The organism is Bacillus sp. JJ1566 (genome assembly GCF_036962685.1).
GTDB lineage: Bacteria > Bacillota > Bacilli > Bacillales > Bacillaceae_L > Ferdinandcohnia.
Window position 1 is genome coordinate 46,392 of the sequence record NZ_JBALOP010000059.1, and the last position, 13,658, is coordinate 60,049.

General features: G+C 38.0%; 16 protein-coding genes. 5 read left to right on the plus strand and 11 right to left on the minus strand.

Annotated elements, in window-relative coordinates:
• Positions 1–26: 26 nt before the first annotated feature.
• Both abc-f and V7112_RS20895 read right to left on the minus strand, forming a co-directional pair.
• Positions 27–1,703 carry a ribosomal protection-like ABC-F family protein gene (gene abc-f, locus V7112_RS20890; protein ID WP_335423413.1) on the minus strand — a complete coding sequence of 559 codons (1,677 nt, stop codon included), beginning with the start codon at positions 1,701–1,703 and terminating at the stop codon, positions 27–29.
• A 239-nt stretch (positions 1,704–1,942) separates the two neighbouring features.
• Positions 1,943–2,992, minus strand: a complete 1,050-nt coding sequence (locus V7112_RS20895) for a GGDEF domain-containing protein (protein ID WP_335423416.1) — start codon at positions 2,990–2,992, stop codon at positions 1,943–1,945.
• A 106-nt stretch (positions 2,993–3,098) separates the two neighbouring features.
• Here V7112_RS20895 and V7112_RS20900 point away from each other — a divergent pair, with 106 nt between their 5' ends.
• Together V7112_RS20900 and V7112_RS20905 are read left to right on the plus strand one after the other, a co-directional pair.
• A complete protein-coding gene (locus tag V7112_RS20900) occupies positions 3,099–4,031 on the plus strand; it encodes a CobW family GTP-binding protein (protein ID WP_335423417.1) in 933 nt (310 codons plus the stop codon).
• A gap of 212 nt (positions 4,032–4,243) precedes the next feature.
• Positions 4,244–4,438, plus strand: coding sequence for an alpha/beta-type small acid-soluble spore protein (locus V7112_RS20905; RefSeq protein ID WP_057996587.1), 195 nt, complete (start codon positions 4,244–4,246; stop codon positions 4,436–4,438).
• Positions 4,439–4,516: 78 nt separating this feature from the next.
• Here V7112_RS20905 and V7112_RS20910 read toward each other — a convergent pair whose 3' ends face one another.
• Entirely contained in the window at positions 4,517–4,672 is a 156-nt protein-coding gene (locus V7112_RS20910; RefSeq protein ID WP_335423418.1) for a hypothetical protein, read from the minus strand.
• Between the two features lie 293 nt (positions 4,673–4,965).
• Between V7112_RS20910 and V7112_RS20915 the strand changes: the two genes are divergently transcribed.
• Together V7112_RS20915 and V7112_RS20920 are read left to right on the plus strand one after the other, a co-directional pair.
• The gene (locus V7112_RS20915; protein WP_335423419.1) at positions 4,966–5,151 is read left to right on the plus strand and encodes a hypothetical protein; all 186 of its coding nucleotides are present in this window, start codon (positions 4,966–4,968) and stop codon (positions 5,149–5,151) included.
• Between the two features lie 114 nt (positions 5,152–5,265).
• Positions 5,266–5,481, plus strand: coding sequence for a spore germination protein (locus tag V7112_RS20920; protein WP_335423420.1), 216 nt, complete (start codon positions 5,266–5,268; stop codon positions 5,479–5,481).
• 107 nt (positions 5,482–5,588) lie between these two features.
• Here the strand turns inward: V7112_RS20920 and V7112_RS20925 are convergent, their stop codons facing one another.
• From V7112_RS20925 to V7112_RS20960, 8 genes are all read right to left on the minus strand, one after another.
• On the minus strand, positions 5,589–7,208 hold the full coding sequence (locus V7112_RS20925) for an ABC-F family ATP-binding cassette domain-containing protein (RefSeq protein WP_335423421.1): 1,620 nt from the start codon (positions 7,206–7,208) through the stop codon (positions 5,589–5,591).
• 208 nt (positions 7,209–7,416) lie between these two features.
• Complete coding sequence (locus V7112_RS20930) at positions 7,417–7,761, minus strand: DUF4257 domain-containing protein (RefSeq protein ID WP_335423422.1); 345 nt, start codon at positions 7,759–7,761, stop codon at positions 7,417–7,419.
• Positions 7,762–7,960: 199 nt separating this feature from the next.
• Positions 7,961–8,917 (minus strand): nucleoside hydrolase, encoded by a 957-nt coding sequence (locus V7112_RS20935; RefSeq protein ID WP_335423423.1) that lies wholly within the window; start codon positions 8,915–8,917, stop codon positions 7,961–7,963.
• Positions 8,918–9,025: 108 nt separating this feature from the next.
• Positions 9,026–9,616, minus strand: coding sequence for a cell wall hydrolase (locus tag V7112_RS20940; RefSeq protein WP_335423424.1), 591 nt, complete (start codon positions 9,614–9,616; stop codon positions 9,026–9,028).
• A 232-nt stretch (positions 9,617–9,848) separates the two neighbouring features.
• The gene (locus V7112_RS20945) at positions 9,849–11,222 is read right to left on the minus strand and encodes an aldehyde dehydrogenase (protein WP_335423425.1); all 1,374 of its coding nucleotides are present in this window, start codon (positions 11,220–11,222) and stop codon (positions 9,849–9,851) included.
• 137 nt (positions 11,223–11,359) lie between these two features.
• Positions 11,360–12,103: a GTP cyclohydrolase II gene (locus V7112_RS20950; protein WP_335423426.1), complete on the minus strand. Its 744-nt coding sequence runs from the start codon at positions 12,101–12,103 to the stop codon at positions 11,360–11,362.
• Between the two features lie 112 nt (positions 12,104–12,215).
• Positions 12,216–12,668: a MarR family winged helix-turn-helix transcriptional regulator gene (locus V7112_RS20955; protein ID WP_335423427.1), complete on the minus strand. Its 453-nt coding sequence runs from the start codon at positions 12,666–12,668 to the stop codon at positions 12,216–12,218.
• A gap of 91 nt (positions 12,669–12,759) precedes the next feature.
• A complete protein-coding gene (locus V7112_RS20960; RefSeq protein ID WP_335423428.1) occupies positions 12,760–12,954 on the minus strand; it encodes a hypothetical protein in 195 nt (64 codons plus the stop codon).
• 503 nt (positions 12,955–13,457) lie between these two features.
• On the opposite strand from V7112_RS20960, the gene V7112_RS20965 reads away from it, so the two are divergent.
• Positions 13,458–13,658 (plus strand): hypothetical protein (locus tag V7112_RS20965; RefSeq protein WP_335423429.1); only part of this gene is annotated, 201 nt, incomplete at its 3' end.

The window sequence follows — 13,658 nt, forward strand, 5'->3', positions numbered from 1 at the left end:
GTGTTATAAAGCACTGAACTTTTTTCTTACAGCTCTTTTTTCTTTTTCAGTAAGGCTAGTAGTTTTTTATCTAGTTCCTCGTATTTAGGGTCATCCTTTGTTAACAATGATAATCGACCGATTGCTGCACTAATCTCATTATCAATGAGAAGCCTTTCCTCTTCCTTGTTTTGTTCAGTGACTGGTTCTTGCCTATACTCCTCTATCCCCATTTCAACCCTCTTAATGATACTATTTTCAAACACAAGCAGTTTGTTACACATTTTTTCAAGAAAATAATAATCATGGGAAACGGTAAGAATCGTACCTTCATAGGATTGCAGCATTTTTTCAAGTGATTCCCGACTTGCGAGATCGAGATGGTTGGTCGGTTCATCTAAAATAAGCAAATCTACTTCATCCAATAACAATTTTACAAGCTTCACCCTTGTACGTTCACCTAAGCTTAAAGTCGAAATCGTCTGATTGATTTTATCGGCATTAAATCCAATGTTTGCAAAAAACGTTCTAGCTTCACTTATCTCGTCTTTGACAGTGAGACCGAGATAATCAAGGATGGTCTCCGTTTCATCCATATCCGTTACATCCTGAGATAAATAACCGATTTTTAAGGAATCACTTTTCCAAAGCTCCCCAGTTGAAAGCTCTGATTCTCCCATCATTACACGAAGCAAGGTCGTTTTCCCACAGCCATTTTCACCAAGAATGCCAATTCGTTCACCAAATTTCACATAAAATTGGATATTCTGGAACAATTGCCTCTCACCAAAGCTCATTCCTCCATTTTTCACTTCAACAATACGTTTCCCTCGCTTCTTACTCTGTTTCATATGAAATTGGATGCCTTCCTTTTCCTTTGGCTTTTCGACCTTGTTTTTCTCAAGCTCTTTTTCAAGGCGCTTCATTTTTGATTTTATTTGTTTATCGATTTTCTTTGCCTTTACCCTGTAAAATTCCTTATAGCCCTCTTGCTTTGTCGATTGGCGATGCGCTTTGTCCGACCAATTTTGTAAGTTGCTCATTTGGTTTTCAATTTTCTCTTTATGCTTTTGTTGGATATCATAGTGATGGAGCTGGCTTTGGTATTGCCTTTCCTTTTCCTTATAAAAATCCGAATAACCACCTTGATAAATGAACGATTCGCCGTCTTCTAATTCAATAATTTTCCTTACAGTTTTATCAAGAAAATAACGGTCATGTGAGATAACAATGATTGCACCCGGGAAAGCTTTCATTTCTTCAATCAGCCACTCTACGCCTTTAAAATCAAGATGATTTGTTGGTTCATCAAGCAATAAAAGATCTGACCTTGATGCCCAGACCTTTGCAAGTGAAAGCTTTGTTTTCTCACCACCACTTAAATGTGCTCCTCGTTTTTGATCCAAGGTTTGGACTTTCGTTAACCCGAGCTGACTAGTTTGCTCCAATATATCACCTGAAATTTTTGCTTCTTCAAGGTCACGAAGCGCATCCACAGCAGCCTGCTTTACATACCCAATGGAAATCGGTCCAGCTGGCATCTCAATATTTCCTTTATCCATCTCAATTGTTCCTGTTAAGATGTTTGCCAATGTCGTTTTCCCTGCTCCATTATTTCCAACAATCCCGATTCGATCTCCTCTTTTGACGTCAAATTCAATATTATTCAAGATAACCTTATCTCCGTAGCTTTTGTGGACCCCACTTATTTTTAAAATCGTCATAAAAAAAACCTCCCTAGATTGTATCTAGAGAGGACGCATTATTCCCATCACAAAAAACGTACAAATGTATATTATACAAATGGACATGGATTTGGGCATACGAATCCTATTCTCTAGATACACGTTTTTCATTATTGAAAAAGTTGTACGAAAATAAGATTAGTTATCCATTACCCCTTACCCATTCCTTTCCAATTTTGTTAGTTCTAGTTTATGTGGATTCGAGATATCTGTCAACCCTACCCTACACATACTTGATTTTTCCCGTTTTCTTTTGCTTCATACAATGCTTTATCTGCACGATTTAGTAGCATTTGAATGGAATCATGTTCTTCTTCTCCTGTTACTCCAAAGCTTGATGTAACAAAACCTACTTGATCAAAATTTGTCTGTTCAAGTAATGACTGAATTTCTTTCGCTATTTCACAAGCGGTTAAAGGAGAGGTATTACTTAAAATAATCAGGAACTCTTCCCCTCCCCATCTGCCAAGTACTCCCTTATCACCAAGATATATTTTAATAGTTTCCGATAATTTGATTAATGCCAGATCACCAATATCATGACCGTATTGATCATTAATGTTTTTGAAATCATCGATATCAAACAAAATGATAGATACCCTGCTTTCCTTCTTTAATTCATGTAATAGCAGAGAATGCATATACCTACGGTTCGGCAAATCAGTTAAAAAATCTGTGTTTGACATCTTATCTAATGCATTTACTTGTAGGTATACCTGTTTGAGCTTTTGAAGAAAATAAAGGGCAATTACATAAACAATATTGGAAAGATGGAATTGTATGATCGGGCTTATACTAAAACGATCAAAATTCCCGAATAATATATAATCAATCGAGATTATAGTGGTGATAACAAGGAAGCCTAGTGAAACGACAAGAGCTCTTTTTCCGTCAAAAGTAAAATAGATAAAAATAAAAAATAACGGAATCCAATTAAAGAATTCACCAAACATATAGAGTCCATTGACCCCAAATTCATAATGAATGGCTACCCAAAACTTTCCCCCGAATAGACCACTAACAAATAAGAATGTTAAGTATTCGATGTAAAGAAACTTTTTCGGAGAAAGCCTAAAAATCAACAAGTAAACGAAAACCAACCATACAAGTAAAGTTGGTAAAGCAACACGATTAAAAAAGCTATTATAATCATTAAGATTCTCAAGAATGATGGCAATAGTAGACGCGATTATTAAAAACGGGAGCATGAATTTATATGTTTTCATTTTTAAATCAGTAAAAGAATAATTGGTTTGAAGTTGTTTCAAGACTGCTCCTCTTCCCTGTCCGCAATTATAGGCTATAATAGATTTGATTACCTTTATTATAAGAGAAAAGGGCAGTATATTTAAACATAAAGAATGAGGAGTTTTTATGGAAAAAGTTGAGGTTTTTATTTTATCCGGATTTTTAGGAAGTGGTAAAACCACTTTATTACAAAATATTCTTACGCAAGAAAAGGATTTAGGGCGAAAAGTAGCGGTTGTAATGAATGAGCTTGGCCAGGTATCAATTGATTCAAATGCGGTTTCAGAAAATACGCCTTTAAAAGAGTTGTTAAACGGCTGTGTTTGCTGTACGATTCAAGGCCAGCTTGAGGTTCATCTACAGGGGCTTCTCCAAGATCATGACCTTGATGCCATTTATATTGAAACAACAGGGGTTGCTCATCCAATTGAAGTGTTGGATGCATGTATGTCTCCACTATTTGCGGATCAATTATTTGTTCAATCAATTGTGACCCTTATTGATGTGAAGCGTTGGAAGGAAAGAGGCTTATTAAGTGCTCAGCTGCAAATGCTCTTACGCGAACAGGTTCACCATGCCGACGTTTTGTTACTTAATAAAGTAGATCAATTATCAGAGATGGAACAAGGACAAATGATTTTTGAAATTCAATCGATAAACAGTGATGCAAGATGTTTGTTGACGAAATATGCTTCTGTGAAGCTTGATGAACTTCGTACAGTTAAAAAGGCCCCTCGCAAGCAGCACGAACGTGCCCATGTCCATCTTGATTTGAAGCTAAAAACGTTTGTACATACATTTACAAACCCACTTGACCTCGATTTATTCGAGGATTGGCTAAGAAAGATGCCTGATACGATTTACCGAATTAAGGGCTATTTAAAGTTTACCCATTCCACTAACACTTATTTGTTCCAATACTCTTATGGAACACCGATTTACTTAAAAGAACTTATGAATTATAAGCCAACGTTAGTATTTATCGGTGAAAAATTGAATCCAGATTGGATGAAAGCGGAAATGGAGAAGCTCGAGGAAGAAAGTTTAAAGGTGGAATAGTTAATTTGGCCCTATTTTATGATAATTCTGCCCTAACTAGAAGGAATTGTTCCCTAACTTACATTGATTGTGCCCAAACCTGGATAAATTGTTCCCTATCCCACTACCTGCAAGCTTGGTCCAATTTCCCAAGCATCATTTCTCCGATGCGTGGCACCTTAATAATGAGTAATCGTCTGGTTACTCAAAAACTTTGTCGGGAGTGATGTATCATGGCAAGAAACAAACTATTGGTTCCTGGTGCTGAAAATGCTCTAGATCAAATGAAAGAAGAAATCGCCAATGAGTTTGGTGTTCAGCTTGGTGCAGATACGACCGCACGTGCTAACGGCTCCGTCGGGGGCGAAATGACGAAACGCCTCGTTGCCATGGCACAGCAACAGCTTAAAAATGGTTCGCAACAATAACCATATCTTTCTGGGGGCCCTCTTACGTGGCCCCCTTTTGTTGTTCTTCCATAAATCCACGAAAAAAACCGTCACCTTTTAGAAGTGAACGGTCTTTTGATCATCTATTATCTCAGTCGACATCATCACAGTTGGTTTTTCCTTTGCCTCAATCGATCTTACTCCGAATAAAATCATTCCCACAACTAATAGTGCAAACAACAACACAATGATACAATTTTTTACTAATGCCATCTGTCCCACCCTATCGTTTTTTAAACCTTTAATTTCCAACAAAACTATTCTATTCACGATTTTCGGTTTTATTCCCAAATATTAAAAAAATGAATCAAATGCGCAATTGCGTATTTGCGCCCAGATTTTTTCGAGCATGCTCGAAAAGTTTCCTTTGAAAATCTGTGGCATCCGCCGGAGGCTTTAACTTTACCAGCAAAATTGAAGATTTTTGCTGATAAAGTTAAAAACATCCTCGAATTTCTCACTTTTCAGTTAATGGGACATATAGTGTAGTAAAGGAGGGGAAACGATTGGATAAATTTGTATTTTTGTTTGTTGCGTGTATTTTAGCAGGTTTTGCCCTAATTAGAGTAACTGCGTATGACACTGTTTTAGTGAGCTTACACTCCGTATTTACTCTAGTGGGTGCTATTACAATTATTGTCTTTTCATTTGTTCTTATTTTTAAGGGAATTTTAGCATTATTAGGTAAATGATAAGCCACCCTTTGGGCTTATCCTTTTTTATTTCATAGGAGTTTGTACCTTTCAGATTTCCACTTGTGCCATATGCTAGTACTATGATGATTATGTAGAGTAGGTGCAAAGCATATGGCTTCTATCTTTTTAGGACCGATTGAAATTAATAGCAATGAGGGAATCATAATTACTGGTAATTCGTTTTACGTTTCTCCAACATCAAGTAGTAAAACCATTTCAGGATCGGGATCATTTAATACAGGGATCTATATTACAAATAATAATGGTGTAAGCACATCCATTACCTTTGATCAGGATGGTGCCGACTCAACTATTTCAGACACGTAAAAAACCGTCTCCCCAAAAGGATAGACGGTTTTTTCTAGACGTCAAACTTAAGACGTGGCAGATTTTAGTCGACGTTCCGCAGTTAAAGGCGCTTCCGCATTTGATTATTACGCATACATTGCTTCAACTTGTTTCTGAAGTTCAGCATTTTCAAGGTATTCATCATATGTCATTTGCTTATCAACAAGACCATTTGGTGTGATTTCAATAATGCGGTTCGCAATTGTTTGTACGAACTGATGGTCATGTGATGTAAATAACACGGAACCTTTAAATGCAATTAAGCCATTGTTTAACGCAGTAATGGACTCAAGGTCTAAGTGGTTTGTCGGGTCATCGAGCAATAGCACGTTTGAGCCACTTAGCATCATTTTTGAAAGCATACAACGTACTTTTTCTCCTCCTGAGAGAACACTAGGCTTTTTCAGTACTTCTTCTCCTGAGAAAAGCATTCTTCCTAAGAATCCACGTAGGAAGCTCTCACTTTGATCATTTGGGGAGAACTGACGAAGCCAGTCTACTAATGTTGGCTCATTTCCTTCAAAGTACTTGGAGTTATCTTTAGGGAAATAGGCTTGGGACGTTGTAATTCCCCATTTGAAAGTACCACTATCCGCTTCCATTTCACCCATCAAAATCTTGAATAAGGTTGTGATTGCAATTTCACTTTTTCCTACAAACGCGAGCTTGTCACCTTTGTTTATAATAAAATTCACATTATCAAGCACCTTCACGCCATCGATTGTTTTTGTTAAACCTTCAACGCGTAATAGATCATTTCCGATTTCACGCTCTGGTGTGAAACCGACGAACGGATAACGGCGTGAGGATGGTCTAATATCATCAAGTGAAATTTTATCTAAAAGCTTTTTACGAGATGTTGCTTGTTTTGATTTTGATGCATTTGCACTAAAGCGCGCAATAAAAGCTTGTAGTTCTTTAATTTTTTCTTCTTTTTTACGATTTGTATCCTGCACCATTCTGGAGGCAAGCTGGCTTGATTCATACCAGAAATCATAGTTTCCAACATAGATTTGAATTTTCCCATAATCAAGGTCGGCCATATGTGTACATACTTTATTTAAGAAATGACGGTCATGGGATACGACAATTACGGTATTTTCAAAGTTAATTAAAAATTCTTCTAGCCACTGGATTGCTTTTAAATCTAAGTTGTTGGTAGGCTCGTCAAGTAATAGGACATCTGGCTTTCCAAATAAGGCTTGGGCTAATAATACTTTTACTTTCTCAGAACCAGTTAGTTCTGCCATTTTTTTCGTGTGAAGCTCCTCAGAAATTCCTAATCCTTTTAAAAGGATAGCTGCTTCTGATTCAGCTTCCCAACCATTTAATTCGGCAAATTCTCCTTCAAGTTCAGCCGCTCTCATCCCGTCCTCATCGGAGAAATCTGCCTTCATATAGATTGCATCCTTCTCCTGCATTACTTCAAAAAGACGCGCATGTCCCATGATAACCACTTTAAGAACCTCATGCTCTTCATATTCAAAGTGGTTTTGCTTTAGGATTGCAAGACGTTCGCCAGGTGTCATGTGGACATCCCCAGTTTGGGCCTCAACCTCTCCAGAAAGGATTTTCAAAAAGGTAGATTTTCCGGCGCCATTTGCCCCAATCAGCCCATAGCAATTTCCCGGTGTAAACTTTATATTAACATCTTCAAAAAGCTTGCGGTCACCGTAACGCAAACCTACATTAGTAACTGTAATCATGTAGTGTAAATCCTCCATTTCGTGTTCACTGCTACTGATTATACCATTTTAATAGAAACAACTCTAGTTTAAGGTCGATATGATGTGTATCACAAAGATTTCCAGAGGTCGAGGGTAAAACAACAATAAAAATGACTCTTTTTACAGCTTTCCTGTAAAAAGAGTCGATTAGAAGACATCGCGTTTTTCTTTGTTTACTTTTTTTAAATCAGAGTGCATCATTCTTATTCTTGTTCTCCTGTTCTTGATTTGTTTCCGCTGGCAATTGGTTCGGTCGTTCAACTTGTCTGACTAAATCAACCCTCTGCATAATTCTTTCTCCCCCATAACCCGCTAAAATCGAGAGGAACACTACTCGAAAAATCGATTCTGTGTCACTTGAAGCTACGACTAATACTGCTGCGACGGTTCCGATAATCATTTCTTCTAAGAAGCCGAGGTAGATGAAGCGTTTTGTCACACGAGGTTTTTCGATTTTCCCCTGTTTTTTAGCATGTCCCAACAACCCCATAGAGCCACCAATAAAGATTGCTAGCACGAGATGTAACAACATGTCATCACCCCCTAAAGTCCAGATTTAGTAATGCTTGACCTTAGGCTAAAGAAAGAAGCTTCCTTATTCACATTATATGCCAAATGTGGGCAAGAAAGCTTGGGTATATTTTCCGAAAATTACAAATATTATTCCGTTACTATTATACCATTTCCTTCAAAAAATCGCTTCGAGCCCCGAAAGGACTACATATTCCTACCTATTTTACATCCCCCATTGTCATTACTTGGATAAACTCAGTAATAAATTTTTCATAATCCAAGCGCAATCCAATTCGATCTAATGTTTCAAGCGGTTCCTTATCTGGATTTGCACGAAAATCTGCAACGCTGACTCCTTTTAAAATCCCGGACATTTCTACCTTCACTCTAAGGTGTGCATATTGCACAAATGATGGATTCACGATTGCACTTAAGGCAACAACATCATGTAAGGGTGTCCCTTTAATTCCAGGCATGCTTTTTTTATAGAATTCATAATAATAATCGAAAATGGGTCGAATTAATGAACGGTACGGATTATGGATTCCACGGCGGACAATTTCCTCAACGTCATCTGAGGTTAGAAGGGCTTGGATTGTAATATTAAGCGGATGAATCGCAAGGTTTCGTGCATGCTCACAGACAAGATTTGAGGCGACCGGATCCCCATGAAAATTTGCCTCAGCTTCGGCAGTGACATTTCCGGGAACAAAAAATGCCCCTCCCATTACATAAATACCTTTCACTTTGTTCATAACGTCTCCGCCAAGTAGAAAGGCAATTCCAAGTGATGTTGATCGCCCAACATCAACGATATAGAGGTCATTTTCGTATTTTTTTATAATATTAAATATCTCATCAAAGTTTAATAAATCCGCAGTTGCTAATGTATCAGGTGGACGAATGGGGCCAAGCCCTTCTTCCCCATGAATCTCAGGATAAAAAGGGGTAAACTCCCCCGTAAATGGACCCTTTGCCCCTGCTATAATCGGGATGTCTCTTTTACCAGCCAGGGATAATATATATGCCACATTTTGAGTCGCTTGTTCCTGTTCCACATTTCCATAGCCTGGCACGATTCCGACAAATTCAATATTGGGGTGAAGCAATCCATACATAATCGCAATGGAATCATCAATTCCAGGATCTCCAAAAAATAGTACCTTAGCTGCCAAAAATTTCACTCTCCCTTCAATATTTTCGCATAATACTCAATATATGTTTTTATCACACAAAAAAACACCCACTTCGATTTGAACCGAAATGAGTGTTTGGAATACGCATTATTTTGCAAATCGGTGATTACCGATAATAGTTGTTACTTCTCGTGACATCATGAATGGTTGTGATGACTTGTCTGGATTAAAGAAGAATAATGAGCCATTCCCTTGTCCACGGAACGTAATGGCCTCATCTACAGCACGTTTTGATTCTTCATCAGCAGGTTGATTGATTGAACCATCTGCCACTGGGCTAAATGCATATGAACCACCTGGTGTCTTTTCGTAAATTACATCTTTAATAGTATCTGGGAATTCAGGTGAATCAACACGGTTTAACACTACTGTAGCCACGGCAACTTTGCCCGCATACGGCTCGCCTTTTGCTTCAGCATGTACGATTCGAGCAAGTAATTCTTTATCTTGTGCTGTCACTGATTCAGGAATTTCAAGTTCTTCTCCCGGATAGATCATATCACTTGTTCGGTTATTAACTTCTTTTAGCTTTAGTACCGACACACCATACTTCATGCCAAGATTCCAAAATGTATCACCTGATTTAACTGTGTGAGTTGCTGCCGATGCACTCACACTAGATGCTAATATCGAGAATGTTAATGCAGTTGCAAATCCAATCTTTTTAAGGTTTTTCATGTTTTTTCCTCCTAATAGTCGTCGTTTTTGTCTCTACTAGAAGGGTAACAGCTGTAATATTTCGTTTCATGGTCCAAAAAATGGTAGACTGCGAGAGCCTTTGTGACACATTGACTGAAAATATACATGGAAAAAAAATCCTGACCTAGATTTTCGCCTAAATTTTGGACATGCATGAAAAATACGGTTTGATTTTTACAAACATCACAGAGATGTAATATAGGTTGATAAGTTATTTCATAATCATTTTTATCCACTTTAATCCATGCTTTGTTGTTGGATAACGGAATGGTAAATCAAAACGTGTTGTTTGCTTCATGATTCCTTTTTGATGCGAAAATACATCATAACTTCCCTTTCCATGATAAGCACCCATTCCGCTTTCGCCCACACCGCCAAACGGTAAATGTGGCGAAACAAAATGATAGACCGTGTCATTTACACAGCCGCCACCGAAGGAAATTGACTCAAGGACCTTGTTTTGCAAACGTTCAACCTCTGAAAAAATATAAAGGGCAAGTGGTTTTGGACGTTCATTCATTTCATCGATGATTTGTAAAATATCCTCGTATTCCATCACCGGTAAAATCGGCCCAAAAATTTCATCCTCCATGATGGGGTCCTCCCATGTAATGTTAGTCAGGACCGTTGGTGCAATCAATTGCTTTTCGGCATCCGATTCTCCGCCATAATAAATGGTTCCACTATTATATATAAACGTTTTTAGACGTTGAAAATGCCGATCACTTACAATTTTAGTAAATTCACTATTCTCACTAAGTGCATTTCCATATAGTTCTTGAATTGCTTCTGTTAACAGCTTCAAAAATTCATCCTTCACCTCATGATGGACATATAAATAATCTGGTGCGACACAGGTTTGCCCAGCATTTGTATACTTCCCCCACGCTATCCGCTTTGCCGCCAACTGAAGATTAGCATCCTTGTGGACAATACATGGACTTTTTCCTCCAAGCTCAAGGGTAACCGGTGTTAAGTGCTTCGCAGCAGCCTCCATAATCACCTTCCCAACAGCAATACTTCCTGTAAAAAAGATATAATCTGTTTTTTCATCTAATAGGGCGGTACTCGTTTCAACCCCACCCTCAGCAATTGCGATGTATTCCTCTTGGAAATTTTCACGAATCAGCGTTGTCAATAATTCCGAGGTCTTTGGTGTTAATTCTGAAGGCTTTAAAATCGCACAATTCCCTGCAGCGATTGCTCCAATCAAGGGGGCAAGCGCAAGTTGGAACGGATAATTCCAAGGTGAAATAATTAATACCACTCCATATGGTTCAGGATAGATATAATTTTTGCCGCCAAAGCCTGTTAGGCTTGTTTTTACCTTTTTAGGCTTTGCCCAGTTTTCAATATTCTTTAAGGTGTAGCGCAGTTCCTCCAATACAAACCCAATCTCCGTCGTATAGGACTCAAACTCCGATTTATTTAAATCTTTATGTAAGGCGGACATGATTTCTTTTTCGTGGGTCTTTATTAGATTTCGAAGTCTTTTAAGCGTATCAATTCGAAAAGGAACTTCCTTCGTTTTTCCTGAAGAAAAGAATTCTCGTTGCTTTTTTATTAGCGTCCCATAGCTTTCCACTACTGTTTCCCCCATTTCAACAAGACTCTACCATATAAATAGTACAAGACTATACATTTCTCCTCTATTTTTTGCAAAAAAATATTAATACTAAAAAGGTAAGCCCCGAGTCTGAGGCTTACCTTTGTAAAGGAATATTAGATTGTTGTCATTTTTTCTTTAACCGGAATATGGCCAGATTTTTCAACCTTTGTTGCTAAATACTTTTCGTTGTATTCAGAGATATCCCCCCATAATGGGATATGGGTCTCCGATAATAATCCATATTCTTGTAAAGCAGCTAATTTTTTCGGATTATTTGTAATTAGCGTAACTGGCTTCGCACGTAGCTCACTCAACACGCGGATTGCATCTTCATAATTGCGGGTATCGTCTTTAAAGCCTAATGCAAGATTAGCTTCAACCGTATCAAACCCTTCTTGCTGAAGAATGTAGGCAAGTGATTTTGAAAATAACCCAATCCCTCTTCCTTCGTGATCGGCTAAATAAAAGAGTGCACCACAGCCATTTGAGACAATCATTCTCATCGATTCACGCAATTGGAATCCACAATCACAACGTTTGCTACCGAAAATATCACCTGTATGACAAATACTATGCATGCGAATAAGGGCATCATTTTCAATATCAAAATCCCCATACACAAGGACAGATGATTGCTGCATGGCAGCTAGGTTGGTTTTAGAAAGTGAATCCAGCACATCCTCTGTGCTCATTTTCTCCTCAACCTTTAACCAGGTATACCATTTAAATGTCACTATCTTTTCATCTAACTGAACAGGTAATGTAACAGGTCCAACTAAGCAGATATCCTGTTCACCAACCTTTTCAATCCTTTTCATTTTATTCAAAAGAAGGTCTTTCACCTTATTTGAAACCATACTCAAACTCCCTTTCATAAAACAACTACTATTTAAGAATTCTCTCTTCTTTGTCTTGAAAGTATAGTATTTTTATAAAAGGGAGGTCAAGTAAAATACATTTTCAATCCTTTTATAATTTTTCAGCGTGAAAACCTAGCTTTTTTAGGAGAACCATCATTTCTTCTTTTTCAGAATCAGATATCCCCCCGACAATTTCTTCAATCGCTTCCTGATGCTTTGGAAAAATAGTATCCATGAATTGTTTACCTTCCTCCGTAATGGACGCCCATGTAACTCGTCGGTCCTTTGGACAAGGATTTCTAACAAGGTAATTCTTTTTTTCTAATTTATCCACAACATAGGTTATACTTCCGCTCGATAACAAGACCTTTTTACCAATATGTTGAATTGGCTGGTCACCTTTATGATAAAGAAGCTCTAACACGGCAAATTCAGTTAAGTTTAATCCGTATCCTTTTACATCCTCTTCAACTCGCTCATTCACAGATCGGAATGCTCGAGACAATATGACAAAAAATTTCAAGGAGAGGTTAGGAACATTAATCGATTCATTTGCTTCCATACTTTCCACCCTTTTCATTATCTTGAATTCAAGATAATTTTACTAAATTGTAACGGTCTTTGTCAACACCTTGTCTATGACTTATGTACCATTAGCTTCTTGCGACCTCCAAATATCGATACAGCACATCTCCACCATGCATGGCAATCCCGCGAAAATGCTTGAAATCTTCCCTTTTGACCAATGTAGTTCGAAACTCTAAAAATTGATCATTTTTTACCAAATATTCACTAAGTTCTCCATCTCTTAATTTATTTAAAATTTCATTTACAAATTGTTCATTCATTCTATACACCTCTAGTTAAAATAAATGTTACAAAAAGCTGGATGAAAAGGACCGCGTCCTGTGCATCGAAATTTCAAGGCGGTGCAGCTTTGAGGACCGGGGCGAGGCAACTGCTTGAGTTAGCATCCTTGCAGCCTTGTGCTGAGGAATTGACTTCATGAATAAACTAGTAGACGAGAAGCGCATTACCTTGTTATTCACCGTGTACCTGGAGCAGTGTTCGCAGAAATTCGATGTGTCATTTTCACCGGACTTTTTTAACCTTCATTAAAATTATAGTAGTTCGCAGAATGAGAAACAAGGCTAATACCCATTTATCCTGTGATTCTACACACAATCGCCCTTTAGGCATATGATGTGGGGGAAATATCTAGTAGGGATTTATGATATAGGTAGAAAAATGAAAAAGTCATTTTGCAAAATAATATTTCGGTCTTTCACTGAAATTTTTCACTTAGCTACTGGCTTTTGATTCGTCTTATGACAAAAGAGAGGTGGATTCTATGAAAAATTATCAAAACCCAATGTTTATGAATCCGAATATGTATGGAGGCCAGCCTGGTGCGGCACAAAATATGATGGTTCCACATGGACCTCATGGACCTGGCTGCACCTGTGGCGGACAGCATGGACCAATGAGCGGACCAGGAATGATGGGCAACTTTGACCCTCAGGATCCTGATGTTGGACCTATGATGGGTGGG